Annotated in this window: 12 protein-coding genes; 9 read left to right on the plus strand and 3 right to left on the minus strand. The window is 57.1% G+C overall.

Annotated elements, in window-relative coordinates:
• Positions 1-14 precede the first annotated feature (14 nt).
• Positions 15-644 carry a head GIN domain-containing protein gene (locus HY26_RS06380; protein ID WP_112073130.1) on the plus strand — a complete coding sequence of 210 codons (630 nt, stop codon included), beginning with the start codon at positions 15-17 and terminating at the stop codon, positions 642-644.
• Here HY26_RS06380 and HY26_RS06385 read toward each other — a convergent pair.
• Positions 641-1,468: a PPK2 family polyphosphate kinase gene (locus tag HY26_RS06385; protein WP_034767952.1), complete on the minus strand. Its 828-nt coding sequence runs from the start codon at positions 1,466-1,468 to the stop codon at positions 641-643. The genes HY26_RS06380 and HY26_RS06385 overlap by 4 nt on opposite strands.
• A 74-nt stretch (positions 1,469-1,542) precedes the next feature.
• Positions 1,543-2,160, minus strand: a complete 618-nt coding sequence (gene rpsD, locus HY26_RS06390; protein ID WP_034767949.1) for a 30S ribosomal protein S4 — start codon at positions 2,158-2,160, stop codon at positions 1,543-1,545.
• 167 nt (positions 2,161-2,327) lie between these two features.
• On the opposite strand from rpsD, the gene HY26_RS06395 reads away from it, so the two are divergent.
• The 5 genes from HY26_RS06395 (at position 2,328) to HY26_RS06420 (ending at position 16,645) form a co-directional block, all read left to right on the plus strand.
• Positions 2,328-3,137 carry an SDR family NAD(P)-dependent oxidoreductase gene (locus tag HY26_RS06395; protein WP_034767947.1) on the plus strand — a complete coding sequence of 270 codons (810 nt, stop codon included), beginning with the start codon at positions 2,328-2,330 and terminating at the stop codon, positions 3,135-3,137.
• Positions 3,138-3,640: 503 nt separating this feature from the next.
• A complete protein-coding gene (locus HY26_RS06400; RefSeq protein ID WP_112073132.1) occupies positions 3,641-5,185 on the plus strand; it encodes a PfaD family polyunsaturated fatty acid/polyketide biosynthesis protein in 1,545 nt (514 codons plus the stop codon).
• Positions 5,185-9,120, plus strand: coding sequence for a type I polyketide synthase (locus tag HY26_RS06405; protein WP_112073133.1), 3,936 nt, complete (start codon positions 5,185-5,187; stop codon positions 9,118-9,120). Before HY26_RS06400 ends, HY26_RS06405 begins: the two co-directional genes overlap by 1 nt.
• Positions 9,121-9,215: 95 nt before the next feature.
• Positions 9,216-10,568: an SDR family NAD(P)-dependent oxidoreductase gene (locus HY26_RS06415; protein ID WP_146740189.1), complete on the plus strand. Its 1,353-nt coding sequence runs from the start codon at positions 9,216-9,218 to the stop codon at positions 10,566-10,568.
• The gene (locus tag HY26_RS06420; RefSeq protein ID WP_158531433.1) at positions 10,565-16,645 is read left to right on the plus strand and encodes a beta-ketoacyl synthase N-terminal-like domain-containing protein; all 6,081 of its coding nucleotides are present in this window, start codon (positions 10,565-10,567) and stop codon (positions 16,643-16,645) included. Before HY26_RS06415 ends, HY26_RS06420 begins: the two co-directional genes overlap by 4 nt.
• Here the strand turns inward: HY26_RS06420 and HY26_RS06425 are convergent.
• Positions 16,642-17,367, minus strand: a complete 726-nt coding sequence (locus HY26_RS06425) for a 4'-phosphopantetheinyl transferase superfamily protein (protein WP_112073138.1) — start codon at positions 17,365-17,367, stop codon at positions 16,642-16,644. The genes HY26_RS06420 and HY26_RS06425 overlap by 4 nt on opposite strands.
• A 253-nt stretch (positions 17,368-17,620) precedes the next feature.
• Here HY26_RS06425 and HY26_RS06430 point away from each other — a divergent pair, with 253 nt between their 5' ends.
• From HY26_RS06430 to HY26_RS06440, 3 genes are all read left to right on the plus strand, one after another.
• Positions 17,621-18,823 carry a site-specific integrase gene (locus HY26_RS06430; RefSeq protein ID WP_112073140.1) on the plus strand — a complete coding sequence of 401 codons (1,203 nt, stop codon included), beginning with the start codon at positions 17,621-17,623 and terminating at the stop codon, positions 18,821-18,823.
• On the plus strand, positions 18,816-19,679 hold the full coding sequence (locus tag HY26_RS06435; RefSeq protein ID WP_146740190.1) for a hypothetical protein: 864 nt from the start codon (positions 18,816-18,818) through the stop codon (positions 19,677-19,679). Before HY26_RS06430 ends, HY26_RS06435 begins: the two co-directional genes overlap by 8 nt.
• A gap of 109 nt (positions 19,680-19,788) precedes the next feature.
• Positions 19,789-19,992: a hypothetical protein gene (locus tag HY26_RS06440; protein ID WP_233351549.1), complete on the plus strand. Its 204-nt coding sequence runs from the start codon at positions 19,789-19,791 to the stop codon at positions 19,990-19,992.
• Positions 19,993-20,182: the final 190 nt, after the last annotated feature.

A 20,182-nucleotide genomic window follows, 5' to 3' on the forward strand; every position in this document is an offset into this window, starting at 1 on the left:
GGGGGACAAAAAAGATGATGAAGTCCCTGATCGTTTCCACCGTCTTCGCGGCATCAGCGTGTGCGGCATGGGCAGACACGTCCAAAACGTATGACTTCTTCGGCTTCGACGAACTCGATATCTCGGCGGGCGTCGAAGTCAAATACGAAACAGCAGACACCTATAGCGTCATTGCTGATTTTCAGCGCGGCGGTCCGGAAGACATGAAGATCCGCCAGGACGGCGGCCGGCTGTATATTTCCCGGAAAATGAAATCCGGTTGGGGAAACAATCTCAGCGTCACCGTTCGGGTTACATCTCCGGAACTGAACGCAGTTGAAGCAAGTTCGGGGTCTTCGATCGACGCAACCGGAATCGATGCGGAAGGTTTTAGTCTCAATGTATCGAGCGGTGCATCTGCAGAGCTTTCCGGCACCTGCAATGCGCTGGTGCTAAGGGTCAGCTCAGGCGGGAACGCGGATGCCAAGGATCTCCATTGTCATCGACTAATCGCCAAAGCCAGCAGCGGAGGCTCGGCGACTGCCTATGCCACCGAAAGCGCGACTGGAAAAACCTCAAGCGGCGGCAGCATTGATATCTGGGGCGATCCACCGGATCGCACGTCCAACCACTCCATTAGTGGCGGTAGCACCGACTTTCATTAGGAAAAATCAAAATCCTCGAGCCGGTAATCTGACTCAGGCCAGCTGAGGTTCATCTCCTCCAGCGCACCACGCACCAGCCGCGCGATCATGGCATTGCGGCGCGTTCGGCTATCTGCCGGGATCACGTACCATGGGGAATGTTCCGTGGAGCACCGCTGCACCGCGGTTTCGTATGCCGCCATGAATTCCTTCCACAGCGCCCGGTCGTCCAGGTCCGCTGGATTGAATTTCCAGTACTTGTGTTGTTCTTCGAGGCGCTCACGAAGCCGGACGCCTTGCTCTGCGTATCCAATGTTGAGCATGCATTTGATGATGGTCACACCGTTCTCGGATAGGTGCTTTTCAAATGAATTGATTTGATCATACCGCTGCTCCACGTCCTCCGGACTCGCGAAGCCTCTCACTTTTGCGACCAGGACATCTTCATAGTGCGAGCGGTCGAATATTCCGACATGCCCTTTCTTCGGAATCGCGTTGTGGATCCGCCATAGATAGTCGCGCGCGAGTTCATTGGAGCTGGGAGCCTTAAACGCCTTCACTTCCATGCCGAGCGGCGTGGTATCAGCGAAGACCGATTTGATCGTGCCCGATTTCCCGGCCGTATCCATGCCCTGGAGCACCACCAGTATGGAACGTTTTCTTTCGGCGTAAAGAATGTCCTTCAATTCATTGATGACGGCAGCATCCTTTTTGAGGCTGGTCTTCGCGAGAGACTTATCTTCGAAGAGGCTCCGGTCGCCACTGTCGCGCTTCGAGAGATCGAAAGGCTTTCCCGGTTCCGCAATAAGATGTTCGCGGACGTCGGAAATGCTGGGAATGCTCATGGGATTGAATCTCCAAAGAAAAAGGCCGCACCAGTCTGGCGCGGCCTTTTACGTAGTTCAAGAAACTGGCTGTCTTACGAGGAGTAGAATTCGACCACCTGGGCCGGTTCCATCTTCACTGGATATGGCACATCAGCCAGTTCCGGAACGCGCGTGAAAGTCGCGCTCATCGCTTTCGGATCGACTTCCACGTAGTCCGGCAGATCACGCTCCGGGCTGCCCAGTGCTTCGAGCACGAGCGCCATGTTGCGGGATTTCTCACGGATCTGGACGACATCGCCCGGCTTCAGGCGAACTGAACCGATGTTGCAGCGGCGGCCGTTGACCATGACGTGGCCGTGATTGACGAACTGGCGTGCAGCAAAGATCGTCGGAACGAATTTGGCGCGGTAAACAACAGCGTCGAGGCGCGATTCCAGAAGGCCGATCAGGTTCTCGGCTGTGTTACCCTTGATCCGGGCCGCTTCTTCATAGATCCGCGCGAATTGTTTCTCGGTGAGATCGCCGTAGTAGCCTTTCAGCTTCTGCTTCGCCATCAGCTGCATGCCGAAATCGGACGTCTTGCTGCGGCGGTTCTGGCCGTGCTGTCCGGGCTTGTAGTTGCGCTTGTTGACGGGGGACTTCGGGCGGCCCCAGATGTTTTCACCGACGCGACGGTCGATCTTGTACTTCGCGCTATGGCGACGAGACATTGTAGTACCTCATTGGCGACGCGGACCGGTGGGCAAGCTCATCTTGCCCACGATTTCAACGGCGGTTCCGCACCATCCCGTTCTGAAGCGGCGGGTAAAACACCAAACCGACCCTTCCGTCAAGCTCCGTACCTGCTACAGCTACTGCAATCACAAGGGAGGAATACATGGGAATACTGGATGGCCGCGTGGCCGTGATAACGGGGGCTGGAAGCGGCATCGGACGGGCAGCAGCAGAAGCTATGGCAGCAGAAGGCGCTGCCGTCTTCGCAACCGACATCGACAAAGCAGGTCTGGAGACCACCGCAGCCAACATATCCGCTGCCGGCGGCACAGTGGCAACACTGGTTCAAGATGTCATCGACGAAGCGCTTTGGGACACAGTGATGGACGAAGCAGAGACGAAACTCGGCACGCCATCCATTCTCGTCAACAATGCCGGCATCGCGATTGGCGGCGCCATTCCCGAATTTTCACTGGACGACTGGAAAACGCAAATGGCTGTGAATGTGGACAGCGTCTTCCTGGGCACCCGCGCGGCCATTCGCAAGATGCAGAAAAGCGGCGGGTCGATCATCAACATTTCATCGGTTGCAGGTCTCCGCGGCGCAGCGGGGCTCAGCGCTTATTGCGCGTCAAAAGGCGCGGTTCGCCTCTTCACTAAGGCTGCAGCCGTGGAATGTGCCCGCGCCGGTTGGCCGATAAGGGTCAATTCGGTCCATCCCGGGATCATCGATACTCCGATCTGGCAGAAATCCATCACGCGTCTGGGTGAAGGGATGCCGATTATTCCCGATGTTCCTGCTGGTGCGAATGCGCTAGATGCCGACACATTGGGTGCTCAGGCTTCACCAATGGGAAGACCGGGACGCCCTGATGAGGTGGCCGATCTGATCGTTTATCTTGCTTCGGACAAATCCAGTTACATCAATGGACAGGAACATGTCGTTGATGGCGCCATGACGGCCGGTGGCTAACCTGTTCAAGTTCGCAACCTAAGCGAACTCTCAGAATAAGAACGAGACATAGAGGGTGTCATGCCGAACCGAACCGGCATGACACCTTCTAGTTTCAGGGAATGAACACCAGAAACCGGCAATCCGAACGCTCCGGCCGGGTCGGTTCCAGCGAAGCCTCATTTTGCACGAATCACCTGTCTTCCTGTCGGAGGGCGGCGACTCAGGATCAATTTCTGAACGGAATTCATTCATCACAGCCAGAACGATATGCTTAATCTTCGCGAATCTGTCGTTCTGACGTCTAATCTTTCACGTATTGAATGAAATACTTTGCATCTTCCTAGAGTGAGCTGATAGGTCTGATGTGTTGGGAATACTGCAGATCCGGAGAGCGGGTGCGAAAGCACATACATTTCCTTAACTGTGAAAGACGGGTTTTCGACAGCGGGTGTATTCCGTTCGTATAGTTTTAAATAGCGACTGCGTAGAATTGTGCAGTGAGATGGCAAGAAGTGTCCTGGATGATGAACGTGTGCACCACGATCATTGAGAACCCGCGCCTCCCGGTCAGCCTAGAGCTTTCCGCGGATGAGGTGAAAGCCGTTGCCATCACCGAAGGCACCTCAACCGGCGCAGCGATACTCCCACCAATTTACCCCGAATGGCTGGGTGACCGAGCCTTTTCTGCGACCCACGGGAGCAGATTCAACTATGTCGTTGGGGAAATGGCACGCGGTATCGCCACGCCACGTATGGTTGTCGAAGCCGTGCGCGCCGGCTGCTTGGGATTCTACGGTAGCGCCGGACTTGCTCTTGATGAAATCAAGCTAGGACTGCTCCAGATCAAATCGGAATTGTCTTCTGATCAGATCTGCTGGGGCGCCAACCTGATTCACACACCCCAGCAGCCTGGTTATGAGGCCGCCGTCGTTGACCTGTTTCTTCATGAGAAAGTCAGGCGCGTTTCCGCGTCGGCCTACATGCGCCTATCTCCCGAAATCGTGCGATATACGGCGCTTGGGCTTGCACGACGTCCCGATGGTCAGATCATCCGGACGAACCATGTATTTGCGAAAGTGTCCCGCGCAGAAGTCGCCGAGCAGTTCCTGTCGCCTGCACCGGATGCCATTCTGAACTCCCTGGTCGATTCTGGTGCGATTTCCTCAGCGCAGGCTGAACTCGCCAGACAAGTTCCCGTCGCAGCAGAAATCACAGCAGAGGCGGATTCCGGGGGGCATACAGACCGGAGGTCAGCAGCCCCCCTCTTTTCCTCGATATCCGCAGCCCGGGATCGGGTTGTCTCAAAATTCGGAATTGACCCCAACGCCATCCGGATCGGTCTGGCTGGCGGCATCGCCACACCGCACGCTGTGGCGGCAGCATTCGGCATGGGTGCGGCCTATGTGCTGACGGGTTCCATCAATCAGGCAGCCGTAGAATCCGGCCTGTCCCTGCCCGGTCGCCAATTGCTGGCCAAAGCCGGGCCGGCAGACGTTGCGATGGCGCCGGCTGCGGACATGTTCGAGCAAGGCGTGGAAGTTCAGGTTCTGAAGCGCGGTACCCTTTTCGCGATGCGCGGAAAGAAACTGTTTCAGCTCTATCGTTCCGGCGCGTCGTTCGAAACGCTGGATCCAAAAGACCAGGTTTGGATCGAAGATATTCTTGGCGAGCCGTTCGAAGCCGCCTGGCAGGCGACACGCAGCTACATCAGGGACGTGAACCCGAAAGAAGCTGAACGGGCGGAATCCGACGGCAACAAGCGTCTCGCTCTCGTCGCAAGGCGCTACCTGTTCTCCGGCGCACAATTCGCCCGTGACGGCGATCCCGAACATCTAGCTGACTACCAGATCTGGTGCGGCCCCGCGCAGGGGGCGTTTAACGAATGGGCCGCGGGCACTTTCCTGGAGGACATATCCAACCGGACGGTCCGCCAGATTGCCTGGAACCTCATGGAAGGCGCAGCCCGCATAACTAGAGCTTCTCAACTGCGCGCCGTCGGTGTCGCTGTGCCTCCAACGGCCTTCGATTACACCCCGCATCAATTCGCTGAAACGGAGGCCGCGTGATGGCCAAACAAACCGCCGCTCCTGTCGCGATCGTCGGCCTGGGGGCCGTCTATCCGGGACGGGGTGATGTTACGGGTTTCTGGCGTGACCTGTTTGAAGGCCGGGACCTGATCAGCGATGTACCACCAAGTCATTGGCTGATTGAAGACTACTATGATGAAGATCCCAAAACGAAAGACCGGACGTACGGACGTCGTGGCGGGTTCATCAATCCTCTCGCTTTTGATCCGCTCTATTTCGGCATTCCCCCCAAAGCGATGGAGGGCACCGACACAGCTCAGCTTCTGGCTCTGATCGCCGCACAAATGACGCTGGAAGACATTGAACAAGACTCCAGCGGAATGATCGATAAATCTCGCACGAGCATCATTCTCGGCGTCGCATCGGCAACGGAGATGACCGCCCACATGGCGGGTCGGCTTCAGCGTCCTGCATGGGTGGATGCGATGCGTCAGGCCGGGCTGCCAGAAAGCCAGGTTCAGGACATCACCCGGCGGATTGAAGATCACTATGTCGATTGGCAGGAAGCCACCTTCCCCGGTTTGCTTGGCAACGTTATCGCCGGAAGGATCGCAAACCGATTTGATCTGACCGGCAGCAATTACGTAACCGATGCCGCCTGCGCCTCCAGCCTCTCGGCACTACAAATCGCCCTGCATGAGCTGAGGTCCGGAGACAGCGACACAGTTCTGACAGGCGGCGTGGACGCCCTGAACGACATTCTGATGTATATGTGCTTCTCCAAGACACCGGCCTTGTCGCCGTCCGGAGACTGCCGGCCATTTTCCACGCGAGCGGATGGCACCATGCTGGGCGAAGGTATTGGCATGCTCGCTTTGCGCCGACTAGATGACGCCGAGCGGGATGGTAACAAGATCTATGCCGTCATCAGAGGACTTGGCGGGGCTTCAGATGGCAAAGGAACCGCAATCTACAGCCCGGTTCCACACGGCCAAGCCCGAGCGCTGAAGCGCGCATACGATCAGGCTGGATATGATCCATCTACAGTAGACCTGGTAGAAGCTCATGGTACTGGTACAAAAGCTGGCGACAAGGCCGAAATCGAAGGGCTCCATCTCGTTTTTGGAGAGCACAACCAGGACGAACCCTGGTGCGCCATTGGTTCAGTCAAGGCACAGATCGGCCATACAAAAGCAGCGGCCGGTTCTGCCAGCCTGATTAAAGTCACGCATGCTTTAAGCCGGAAGACATTGCCACCGACCATCAAAGTGGAAGAACCGGCAGACGCCATCAAGAACAGCCCGGTTTTTTATCTGAACACCGAGGCCCGCCCCTGGATTTCTCCAAAAAAACGGCCTCGCAGAGCCTCTGTGAGTTCGTTCGGTTTCGGGGGCAGCAACTTCCACGTCACTTTGGAAGAATATACCGGCCCTAATGCAGTCAGACCTTGGAGATCATTGCCCGCAGAGCTCTTCCTGTTTTCGGCAGAGTCTCCCGCGACACTCTCTTCCAGAATTGCGGCGTTCAAGACCGGTCTCACAGAAAAGGAATTCGCTTTCCGAGCATCAGAAAGCCAGGAGGCATTTGATGCCACGGCACCCGCTCGCGCGGCCATTGTGGCACAATCTCCGGAAGACCTCACCGTTAAAGTCAACAGCGTCATCGATGCCCTGAATAGCAATGAAATTGGTAACCGCCCCCTAAAAATGGGTTGCCATGTATCTCTCGATCAGCCGGCAGATGAAAAAGTCGCCTTCATGTTTTCAGGGCAAGGTAGCCAATATGTGGGTATGGGCGCTGATCTGGCCATGGCATTCCCGGCCGCAAGAGCAGTCTGGGATGAAGCCGCAAGTCACAAACGTGCGGGTGAGCTGAAACTCCATAAACTGGCATTTCCGCCAGCAGCATTCGATCAGGTCGAACATGGCGATCAAACTGATCACCTGAAAGCCATGGAGCATGCCCAGCCTGCAATCGCTGCCGTAACCCTGTCGCACCTCGCCTTGCTGTCGCAAGCCGGGATCCAGGGTGAGATGGCGGCCGGACACAGCTTCGGTGAGATCATGGCGTTGCACTATGCAGGCGCTATGAACGCTTCCGGTGCTCTTTCAGCGTCTGTCGATCGTGGTGCCTTGATGGCCGAAGCCGCAAAGTCCAGTTCCGGATCCATGATGGCCGTTCAGGCCGCATCAGAGGATATTGGTCACATCCTGGGCGAATTCGCTCCAGATCTGGTACTCGCCAACGACAATGGGCCGAGCCAGGTCGTGCTGTCCGGTCCCACCAAAGTTGTGAACGATGCTCTGGAGCTATGTACACAGGAAGGACTGAAGGCCCGCCTTCTTCCCGTCGCTACCGCTTTTCATTCGAAGATTGTTGCGTCTGCTGTTGAACCATTTGAAACGGCACTCAGGAAACTACGCCTGCGCAAACCTTCTCTGCCGGTATATGCTAATGCAACAGCAGAGCCTTACGCCTGCACCGGCACACAGATGCCCGTGGAAGTCGCAAGCCAACTCGCCTCTCCTGTCCGGTTCAGGGAATTGGTCGAGCGGATGTACGCCGACGGTGCGCGCGTGTTCATTGAGATAGGCCCAGGGTCGGTCGTCACCGGGCTGGTTGATGACGTCCTTCGTGACCGTCCGCACAAATCCTATTCGCTCGACAACAAGCGAATGAATGGTGTTACACAATTTCTGTCAGTACTTGGCGCAATCAGCGTTGCGGGCATTCCCGTCGATTTTGCAACCCTGTTCGAAGACTTGCCTGCGGAACCTCCTCGCCCGGCTCCGCCCAAGCACGCTGTCATGATTTCCGGGGCGAATTTCGGCAAACCTTATCCGCCACCCGACGGTGCGGCGGGCAAAGCTGCGCCGAATCCCGATCGCACACCAGCTTCTACCCCGCAAAATAACCGTACGATGGCCGATCGCCTTCCTCAGGCAGGCCCAACTCAATCCTCTTCTGCCTCTAATCCCCAGGAACCTGCCATGCCGGATTCATCCTACTCGTCGTTTCCTTCCATGCCATCCTATGACCCTTCCGGGTCCGGGGGCGAAACCCCAGTTGAACGGGTGTTGATGGAGGTATCTCGCCGTCATTCGGAGTTCATGAGCATGGCCTCTTCGGCTCATGCCGCGTATTTGAATACTGTATCGCAAGTCATGAATGGCGCCGCGGTATCATTACCTGAACCGGCAAAAGCACTACCTCAACCCGCTCCGGCTCCAATCGCGTCGGTCGCCCCAGCACCGCGACATCCTGAGCCTGCGACTGCAGACGCGCCTGCTGTACCTGGTCCGGCAAAAGCACCCGCAAGACGCTCAGCACACGCTCAACCAGCCGCATCAACGGCAACCACCCCACCAGTCCAACCTGTCACGGAAACTGCTGCTCGCGCTATCAGCACTCAAGGTGTGGATGCCGTCGCCCTGGTACGTGGCATTATTGCAGATAAAACCGGTTACCCAGAAGACATGCTGGATGTGGATATGGATCTGGAGGGAGAGCTGGGCGTCGACTCCATCAAACAGGTCGAAATCCTGTCGACGATCCGCGAGCAGCTGCCGGAACTTCCTGAGATAGACCCAGAACGCCTCGTGGAATTGCGCACGATCGCAGCAATTGCCGACATGGTGACAGGATCAAATGGTGTCTCGCCCGCTCCGGCGGTCAAGAAAATCGCCCCCATCACCGTTGAAGTTTCTTCTGCACCGGCCGCGTCTACCCCTGGTAAGTTAAATGGCTCAATCACACCGGATGTCGTCCGGGAGCTGATTGCTGACAAAACAGGATATCCGAGTGATATGCTGGAAGACGACATGGATCTTGAGGGTGAGTTGGGCGTCGATTCCATCAAACAGGTTGAAATCCTTTCGGCCCTTCGTGAACAGCATCCAAACCTCCCGGAAGTGGACCCGGAAGTCCTCGTTGAACTCCGCACGATCAGGGCGATCGCTGATTTTTTTGCCTAGGGGACGGTACGCCTCCTGAGGCGGTCCGTCCCGGCGCGACAGACGCAGGGAATGCTCCATATCTGAACGCCGTGCGGGTACTCGAGACTGTACGAGTGGCTTCATATGACCAAACTGTATCGTTCGACGAGTCCGACGCGATCGAGATAACAAATGCTGCTCCAGCCTTTGCCGAAGCGATCAAACAAGAGATTGAAAGTCGCGGTGGAGAGGCCAACATCGTCAGCAAGCCTCAAAGCGCAGGGACATGTCTTCTTACGGAAGGGTTGACCGAGGAACGACAGGCAAAAAGACACCATGACGTTCTCAAGGCGATCCTGTCGGCGCACGAAGGGGTGCATGTCGTTGCGCTGGACCGCACGTCAGCCCGCTCCTTGTCAGCGATCGGAGGTGTTTCAGGCCTTTGTCGTTCGCTTCGGATTGAACGCCCCGAAATACGCGTAAGTGCCTCGTCTCTCAAAATTTCTGGAAATATCCAGGATGAAGCATCTCGCATTGCGATGTCTCTGATCCTGTCTGAAGGTACCTATACACTGAGTAACGACGGAATTTATCAAGATGTTCCCGGCGAAATTGTCCTGGCGCCGTCAACCGCATCGGTTGTTCCTGAATCACCAGTCTGGCTGATAACCGGTGGCGGCCGGGGTGTGACTGCCGATTGCGCGATTGAACTCGCAAAAAGAACAGGGGGTAGTTTCATTCTGCTCGGTCGGTCCGATCTCGTTGCCTGGCCCGCCTGGCTTGAGCGAGAAACCGATCTCAAAGCGCTGCGTGGTGCCCTGGCAAAGAATTCTGGTCGTGCCGATGCCCCCAAGACGCCGGTAGAGATTGACCGCTTCGCCCGCATACTTCTGGCCGGGGCGGAAATCGTCTCTACCCTGAAAGCCATCGAGTCTGGCGGGGCCAAAGCCCGTTACGTACAGGCAGACATTGGGGATCAGGCAAGCCTTCGTACCACCCTTTCCAGACTCATAAATGAAGAAGGCCCGGTCACAGGCCTGGTTCATGGCGCAGGTGTTCTGTCAGATGGTTTCGCCGAAGCGCTCGGTCTGGAGAATTTTGAGAAGGTTTTTTCGCCCAAAGTCACCGGACTTGAAACGATCTTGTCTTGTATCAAGCCTTCTGCCCTTCGTTATATTGGTCTTTTTTCTTCAGCATCCGCTGTATTTGGAAACGAAGGGCAATCTAACTATGCCGCAGCCAATGAGTGGCTGAACAATGTGGCCGTTCACCTCGCCGGGAAAATACCGGATACACAAGTGAAGGCCTTTTGCTGGGGCCCCTGGCAAGGTGGAATGGTCGATGAATCCCTGGCGCGAATGTTTACCGAGCGGGGCATAGGCCTAATCTCAAAGCAAGAAGGCGCCCGTATTTTCGCAGATCAACTTCTGAATTCTTCTCACGATCAGGTTCGGTTCGTCGTTGGTGACGAATGGGGCAGTGCATGACCTATTTCGAACCTGTCGCTATCGTTGGACAGGGATGTGTTCTTCCGGGCGCACACACGCCTGAGGAGCTTACTGATATTGTGATGGAGCGACGGGTCGTTTACGCCCCTGTCTCTCCTGTCGAACTTGGGCTCCCCAGCGACATAGCCAGCTCCCGGTCGTTCGTGTCCGGACGCGTAAGGGGTTTTGATGCGCTCTTCGCACCAGACCGATTTCGCCTGAAATCCGTTCGCGTCGGGGAACTAGATCCTGTCTGCAGCTGGTCCCTGCAAGCAGCGTTTAATGCTTGGGAAGATGCCACCAATCCCAGAGTTAACCCTTCCGCCATAGGCGTGTTTGCCGCGAACCTGTCTTATCCTTCGGCCGGGCATGTCGAATTCGCCTCGAGATTGTGGCGCGATGAACCTACACCACCTGCTCATCTGACACTGAATTCTGCACTTCCATCAAGATTGATTGCCGAAGCACTAGGCGCCTCCGGACCTTGTCTTTCACTCGATGCGGCATGTGCATCTTCCCTCTATGCTGTTGATATTGCGTGCCGGAAGCTGCAATCGAGACAAATAGACTGCGCGCTCGTTGCGGCAGTCAATGCCGCTGACAATCTGATCCTTCACATTGGTTTCGACGCATTAAATGCACTGAGTCCCACCGGCCGTTCCCGGCCGTTTGTGAAGGGCGCCGACGGCCTAGTGCCTTCGGAAGGCGCCGCTGCAATCGTCCTGAAGCGACTGAGTGACGTTGAACCAGGGGAAAAAGTTTACGGATTAATTCGCGCAAGCGGCCTGTCGAATGACGGCCGCCGGAAAGGTCTGCTGGCACCGTCTGCCGAAGGGCAAGCCGATGCGATGCGTGATGCGTTGAAGCGCAACGAAATAGATCCGCTCACGATCCAATACCTCGAATGCCACGCGACCGGCACACCCGTTGGAGATGGCGTGGAGGTATCATCGGCAAAGTCTGTCTATGGCGCTGTGGAGCAATTACCGGTCGGATCTCTCAAAGCGAATACCGGTCACCTCATTACCGTCGCCGGTCTTGCAAGCATCCTGAAGCTTACGGGTGCGATGTCTCGGGAAAGCCTGCCTCCGACACCGATCGATGGCGACGTACTGGAGTCTCTCGCACATTCAAACCTCATCGTACAAGCGAAGCAGGAACCTTGGAGAAATGATCATGGAGCAAGGCGCGCTGCGATCAGTAACTTCGGATTTGGCGGCAACAATGCGCACCTGATAATGGAGCAGCATCAGCCGATCGTCCGCAGAGGCCGCAACACCAGTTTCAAACAATCACATACTCCTGAAATTGTCGTCTGCGCCGCGGCCGTTATGGCCGGCTCGGACCGGACGACAGATGCGGTGTTGAGACGGTTGATGAACTGGCCAATCGCTCCTCCGGAGCAACTGGAAGAAATCGGGGCCAATGCTGCGAATGCCAGAACACCTCCCAAAGACCTGACACAGGCCGAGCCGCAACAATTGGCGATCCTGTCTACGGTGAGTGAAGCTCTGGACAGGGTTTCCCCTGTTGAAAGTCACGAGACGGGAGTCTTTGCCGGTATGGCTTGCGCGGCAGATTCTGCGCGCTGGGCTCTCAGGGAGCGCATTTCTTCTTCCTCCTCGCAATCACCAGAAGATATCGCTCCGAAACTCGATGCCGCGATGGTGCTCGGTGCAATGGCGAACATGACCGCAAACCGGATCACGTTCGGGCGCGACATGCAGGGCATGGGATACTCGGTATCCGCTGGTGCCGCGAGCGGTCCTGCCGCGCTGGATCTCGCGGTTGATGCCTTGGCTTCTGAGCGCCTGTCGATGGCCATTGTCGCAGCAGCTGATTTTGCGTCGGAACCGGTTCGGGCCAAGGCCCTTCGCGAGTTGGGTCAAACAAAAAACCCAGGCGACGCGGCAGCTGCACTGGTTCTCAAACGTCGTGAGGATGCTGAGGCCGCTGGCGATCCGATACTTGGATCGGTTGCGTCAGTGGAATGGAAAAACTCGAAAAGCAGGCACGTCGAGAACCTGTTTTCCGATGTTTACGGAACCGCTCCGGATGCTGATGCTTTAGTCCAGGCAGCTATCGAACTGCTGCTGAATGCCCACAGTCATCACCTGACACCAGACGGCGCTGTTCCGAAGTTGTCCTGGCCACGAAAAAAAAGCCGGATAAATGTACCGGCTGGAGCAGCGAATGTTGGCACATCGATTTCACTTGAATTGGCGCCGCCTCTGGTGATGCCGGATCCACTAAGGCCAACGCCGTCCATCTTCTTCACTGCAGCAGCCAGCAAGCAGAAGCTCGCGGAGAACGTGAAATCGGGACGCCAAGGCGGCCGGGGCAGATGCCGGATCGCCTTGTTGGCTGCAGGCGCAGATGCCATCCAAAACCTGCGTGCGTGTGTTGCGCGGCAACTCTCGAAAGATCGGGTGCCGTCAGGCGACGGCATTTATTATGGCGAAGGCCAACCGGAAGGCGAGTTGGCCTTCATGTTTACCGGATCGGCTGCAGTCTACCCCCGGATGGCGAGGCGCCTTCTGATGGCGTTCCCGGAGGTCCGGAAGAAACTTTCAAAATTGTCCCGGGCAGAAGAGATTGCCGCCCTGCTGTCACGTGCCAGCCTTTCTGAATTCGAGCAGCTTTGCGCCGGTACGCTGGTCAGCCAAGCACATGCGATCCTCTGGCTGGACATCCTCAAGGTGAAGCCCGATGCTGCTATCGGTCTTTCACTCGGGGAATCCAATGCTCTGTTTTCTTTTGGCTATTGGAAGGATCCCGGTGCGCTTCTGGACGAGATATCAGAAGCTGCAATGTACGAACGGCACATCGGCGGTGAATTCGAAACGGCGAAACAGGCGTGGGGGCCAAACGTCCCATCCGACTGGACCAACTGGCGCCTGCAAGCGCCTGTTGCTGACGTAAAGGCCGCACTCTCACGTCATCCCGGCGTGGAAATCACGATCATCTACACGGATGAGGACTGTATGATCGGCGGACCTGCCGAGGCTTGCCGTGCGCTGTGTGAAGAGTTCGGCAGGCGCGCTGGCGTGAAGATGAACCAGCACCTGATTGTCCATGCCAAGGCCATGCGGCCATTCGCGGATACCTGGCGGCGCCTGCATACGCGGCCGGTACATCGGGGGTCTAATGTCCGGCTGTACGCCAATGCAATTCACGGGGCCTACGAGCCTGAAACGGACGTTGTCGCGGACATGCTGACCCGGCAGGCAGTCGATACGGTGGATTTTCCTAAAACGGTGCGTCAGGCTTGGGCGGATGGTGTGCGGACTTTCCTCGAACTGGGCCCACGCGATACGTTGACGGCCAGCCTCTCCAACACATTGAAAGATAAGCCTTTCAAGGCCATCGCCACTGACAGGATCGAAACCTCGGACCTTGGCCAGATCGCGTACGCAGCGGCATTTCTTTATGCCGATGGACGGGAAATCGACCTGAACCCCCTGCTCGAAACGCTCGCCGCCGCCCAAAAAAACGAGGCCGCCCCAGCCGGCCAATGGAACGCTACAAGACCGGTGCCTTACCCCATGCCCAAGATTGTCAAAAACCGACCACGCCCTGCCCAGTGCGGACTGCCGCCTGCGCCCAAGCTGCGCATACCGGACTATGCCATGACTATACCGTGCCAGCAGGTGACGATGCCGAGACGACCTCCGGAGCCCGTTCCCGGAAAATGTGCTGAGCCTCCGCAGAAAGTGGTGAGCGGGACGACCGCGCTTGACCGCCGTTCGCCGTCTGGTCCGACCCGCGACCGAGGAGAGGTTGAGGCTTCCTCACGAGGCAAGATGTCAGCTTTCTTCGGACCGGCCTTCGCAGCCCAGGACCGCTTCGACCGGCAGGTACGCCTTCCGGCACCACCACTTCTTCTTGTTGACCGGGTCACCGGTATCGATGCCGCCCCAACCGAAGAAGCCGGCGGTGTGATCTGGACCGAAACAGATCTCTCCAATCATACGGACTTCATCCATGACGGTCGCATCCGCCCGGGCCCGCTGATCGAATGCGGTCAGGCTGATCTGACGCTGATCGGCTGGATGGGTGCGGACTTGCGCAACAAAAACGAACGGGTCTACCGATTGCTGGGGTGCGAGATCACCTTCCACGAGGGGGGGCTCCCGTCGGTCGACGATACGTTGGGCTTCCAGATCGAAATTACCGGGCACGCTGAGTTGGGCGGTGTACGGATGTTCTTCTTCCAGTATGATTGCAGAGCGAACGACCGTTTGGCGTTCTCTGTCCGCAACGGGCAAGCCGGCTTCTTTACCGACGAGGAACTCGCCAACAGCAAAGGCGTCATCTGGGATGCCGCCAAAAATGCCCCCCCGACTTCAGACCCTGCCGGCTTCGAACCACAGCGTGTCAGCAACAAGCGGACGTTTTCTGAGGATGATATAAACGCGTTCCGGAACGGTGATGCCTTTGCTTGTTTCGGCGAGGGTTTTGAGCTCTGTGCCGCCCATTCCAATCCACCACATATTCCCGGCGGAAAGCTATCGCTGTTCGATGATGTCATTGCATTCGATCCGCAAGGTGGGCCTTGGAAACGCGGCTACCTTCGGGCACGCGCGGCAACGCCAGCGTCCACATGGTTCTATGACGGACACTTTCACAACGACCCCTGCATGCCCGGCACACTCATGGCGGAAGCCGCCGTGCAGGCGCTGGAATTCTATGCCGCTGCCGTGGGCCTGACTGTCGAGCGGGATGGATACGTCTTCGAACCCATTCCCGAACACACAGCGAAATTCGTATGCCGCGGTCAAGTGATCCCGGATAAGGATCATCAGGTTACCTATGAAGTCTTCATCGACGAAATCATCGATGGGGAGACGCCGGAAATATACGCCTCCCTGCTTGCCCGGTGCGACGGCCACAAGGTGTTCCATTGCCCGCGCTTTGGAATCCGGCTTCGCCGCAACTGGCCGGCGCCGAGAATAGATGCCAAGCCTTTGCGGATCGGACCAGAGCGCGAAAGCCGAGGGGATCACGCCGCGTTGCTGGATTGCGCCAATGGCGCGCCTTCTGCCGCATTCGGAGACATGTACCGGCGTTATGACGATCAGGGGAATGTTCCGCGCCTTCCTCAACCGCCGTATCATTTCATATCCCGCGTGACGTCAGTTACGACGCGTCCGGCCGAGGAAACGCTCGGCGCGACGATGACAGCGGAATACGACATTCCTGCGGATGCATGGTATTTTGACGACAATGTGAATGGCACCATGCCGTTTGCAGTTCTCTGCGAAATCGCGCTTCAGCCGTGCGGCTGGCTGGCCAGTCATTCAGGCTTCGCACTTGTGGGCACGCTTCGCTTCCGAAACCTTGAAGGTGATGGCTTCCTGCACATGGAAGTTGGCCGGAATGACGGCATTTTGAAAATCCGCAGTACTCTAACGAATATTGCCAAAGTCGGACCGATGACACTCGTCTCCTTCGATGTCGAGGTCGTCACGGGTGACGGAAGGCAGGTGCTGGATCTGAAAACTCAATTCGGATTCTTCCCGCCCTCCTCTCTCGTCCGACAGGCAGGGCTTCCAGCGAAGCCTCACTTTACCCAGGCGTTCGACCTGCGGCCGGCTTCAATGCAGATTTCCATGCAGGAACCGCGCGCCTCGGGCAGAATGCAAATGATCGACGAGATCGATTTCTGCGATCCGGATGGCGGAGAGGCAGGGCTCGGGCTGATCCGAGCGCAACAGCACGTCGACCCATATGCTTGGTATTTCAAGGCGCACTTTTATCAGGACCCTGTTCAGCCAGGATCCCTCGGGCTGGACGCATTGATCCAGGCGCTGACACAGCTTGTCTGGAAGAAGGGTCTCCACAAGGGCATGACCCAGCCGCACCTGACCACGCTTGCCCCAAATGCTCCGATGAAATGGAGCTATCGCGGACAGGTGACGCCTGAGCGGAAGACTGTAACGAGCGTGATGGAGATCCTGAAGATCGAGGATCGCGGTGAGGATATTCTGATCACCGCGCGGGGCAGCCTGTGGCGCGACGGCCTTCGTGTCTACGAGGTGGGGCCGATGAGCGTATCGCTGACAGATCTGGGTTAGACGGCTAATGCCCGGCTCAAGATAAGTCGGTCTTCCAGAAAAGTGTCGATTGCCAGGTTGAGTCCATCATGCTCGATGGTGAAGTGGTCCGTGTCGCTGGAAATAAAGGCGAAAGGCAACCGGATGCGGCGCGCACCGCCTTTCAAGCCTGTGCCAGCAGCTTTCAGGATCGCTTCCTTGGCTGTCCAGCAACGGAAGAAAGTGTCCAACTCGGCTCGATCCGCCAGTATCGCACGAATATCGTCAGCCTCATCGTCTTCCGCCAGCATGTTCAGCATCGGCTCCCAGAGGACAGGCCGGACAAGCTCCACATCGATGCCCACAGGGCGATCCCGGGATAACGCGAGCCCGTTCCAATCCTCACTATCCGAAAAGCTGATAGAGATGTCGGGATAGTCGGGCAGCCCGGGTTTCCCCTGATCGTCATGCGCAATTCGAAGACTGGCCGGTTCACAGCCGAGCAATCCCGCAAGCAGGTGGCGGCGTTCCGCGAGACTGGCGGAGAGCAAGTCACGTTTCTCAGGCAAAAGAAGCCTCGAAACACGCGCGTTCTCGGGTTCAGACAGAACCTTTGTCCCCGCTTCCAGAGGGTTGGTTTGCCAGAACCACACCCCTTCCGCGCCGGTTTCGGGCGGGTTCAGTCCGTTTATGATCTTGTTTGTGCGCAGCATCGTTTTGCGTTCTAGGGCGCTCTTCAAATCGACACCAGCGACATTGGCCAACGCGAAGCTCTGCTGGGCGGGGCATGCGCAGCCCTGCTCTGGAATTCCCTAATCAATTCAGAAAGAAAAAGTGGCGGAGAGGAAGGCCGCCGCACTTATCTCCGTCGCTCACCGCAGGAAACCGAATAAGCTGTGGAAACATAGGGATTAAGTGGACAAACCTTCCACCTCTCACCGTGACAAACCGCACACAAACACCGATATTGGGTGGGTAACCGGATGGGTAGACCTCCGGACAAGCGGAGTGAGCGTCATGGCGCGTACACTGAACCGACTGACGGCGAACCAGATCAAAGCTGCCAAGGGAAAGCAGATGCTGCCGGATGGTGGAGGGCTCTACCTGCAAGTTACTGGAACTGACGCGCGATCCTGGCTGTTTCGATACCGCTGGCAGGGCAAGCGTCCTGAAATTGGCCTTGGCCCCTACCCTGCCATCACGCTTGCCGAGGCCAGGCGCCGGGCTGAAGTTGCAAGGTCGGCCCTCGCTGATATGCCGCCACGAGATCCGAAGGCGGTGCTGAAGGGCGAAGATGATAAACCTATTCCCACATTCGGCGAGTATGCGAATGAGTGGATGGACGCAAATCTTGGCGATTACACGAACGCCAAGCACCGCCAGCAATGGCGCAACACATTGGATGCTTATGGCAAGCTTCTGCGGGACAAGCCGGTAAACGCCATTGAGACCGCCCATATTCTCGAAATTCTGAAACCCATCTGGAATGAAAAGCGGGAAACCGCGACGCGCCTCAGGGGCCGTATAGAGCGCATCCTGGACGCGGCGAGCTCCGAGGGATTTCGGGCAGGCGACAACCCTGCCCGTTGGCGAGGCCATTTGAAGAACCTGCTACCGAACCAGAAGAAGCCGGTGAAACATCATGAGGCCCTGCCCTTTGCAGACGTGCCAGCCTTCATGAAACGCCTGCAGGAACGCGAAGCTCTCAGTGCCCGAGCGCTGGAGTTCCTGATCCTGACATGCGTGCGTTCCTCTGAAGGACGCGGCGCCATGTGGGCCGAAATCGATCTTAAAGCTCGTCTGTGGACAATCCCGCCGGAGCGCATGAAAGAGCCAAGGGAACATCGTGTGCCCCTCAGTGACGCCGCCGCCGCAATCCTGAAATCCCTGTCCGATACGAAGACCGGCGACTACGTGTTCCCTAATATGAGCGGCAAGGGCTGCATTTCCGAAACCGCCCTGCGCAACCTGATGGACCGGATGGGCGTCAATGGTCCGACCATCCATGGCTTCCGGTCCACGTTCAAGGACTGGGCGACTGAGACGACGAGTTATTCCTGGGACCTTTCCGAACAGGCGCTGGCCCATATTGTTGGGGATCAGACGGAACGGGCTTACCGAAGGGGCGATGCACTGGAGAAGCGCCGCGTGCTGATGCAGGCATGGGCTGACCATTGCATGGGCAAGGCATCAGCCCAGGTGGTGCGGTTGCATGGCTGAGGACCAACTGGAAACCTGGATCCGACAAACCGCTGAAAAGTGGGCTGGGCTAACAGAAATGTCCGAACCGGAACCACCATCATCGTCACCTGACTGGAGCAGTCTAGCTATGGTGCCGAACCAGGAGCTCGCAAACTGGGCGCGCCTGTTGTTGAAGGAATTATACGAGGTCACCGACGCAGCCTATCGCAAACAAGGTGCCAACCGTGCGAGACAGGGTTTCGCAGAAATTGAGGCAATTCTAGGAACCCTCGGCGCAATGCTTTTCCATGCGCAGCGTTTCGTCTCAGGCGGCGAACCTTATGAGTGGCTATCGCGGTTGTGGGCGATAGTTGGAAAAGCAGAAACGGCTGCACGAGGCGCAGCTCAAACAGGTACAGCGCCTTCTATTGGGCTTTACGGGCGCAGTGTAAGCGCGAAAGCGGGATCGTTCGAATACATGACACTTAAGCGGTACGCCGTTGGGACGATGAAACTTTTCGAAGCCGCTGGAGATTCGCAGCGTGCGGCAGCAAGAAAAGTAGCGGCGATCCTAGTTCGTCACGGGATCAAAGGTGCCGGAGAGGACGCAATTCGTACTCCATGGCGAAAACTTGTAGAGGAAGATGAACAGCAATACTTCGGCATGTCCGCAGCCGATGCGCTTCTCCTGGGCTGGATTGGCCGCGAACCTTTGGAAAGTTGGCGCACGGAAAAAGCTGCCTGCGACAATATCGGAAAACCAGTGCCTCAGTTTGCTTCCTGGGCGTGTGCCCAACGGCATGATCTTCTAAAAAGCTTTTTGCCAAGATTGCTCGGTGAACAGGCTGCCAATTGGCTGGAAGAATGCGAATCCTGGGGCAAGGATACCCCCTAACCAATTGTACTGATTGGTAAAAACGAGGCGCCTTAGAGTTCGCCAGACTTCACCCCATCGTTGACCGTACACGCCCACGCAATCCCGCGTGGCGAGTATGGAGACAGAAATGATCCCAACCGAACGGATGGCTTATTCGGTACCGGGCGCGGCGGATGCGTCTAGCTTCGGGACGAGCTCGATCTACGAAGCAATCGCAAAAAATGAACTCCGGGCTCGGAAGATGGGCTCTCGGACGTTCATCATGGCGGAAGACCTGAAGGCATGGCTCGAAAGTCAGCCTGAAGCCCGCATTACCTACACGAAAGCCTGAAAGCAAAAGACCCGCTCCAACGGGCTGTCGGAGCGGGTCTCTAATTGCGTCTTGCCAGGCGCGTCACCCAATCATTATTCGGTACCGGGCGCGGCGGATGCGTCTAGCTTCGGGACGAGCTCGATCTACGAAGCAATCGCAAAAAATGAACTCCGGGCTCGGAAGATGGGCTCTCGGACGTTCATCATGG

The sequence above is a fragment of the Hyphomonas sp. GM-8P genome (genome assembly GCF_003263315.1).
Taxonomy (GTDB): Bacteria; Pseudomonadota; Alphaproteobacteria; order Caulobacterales; family Hyphomonadaceae; genus Hyphomonas.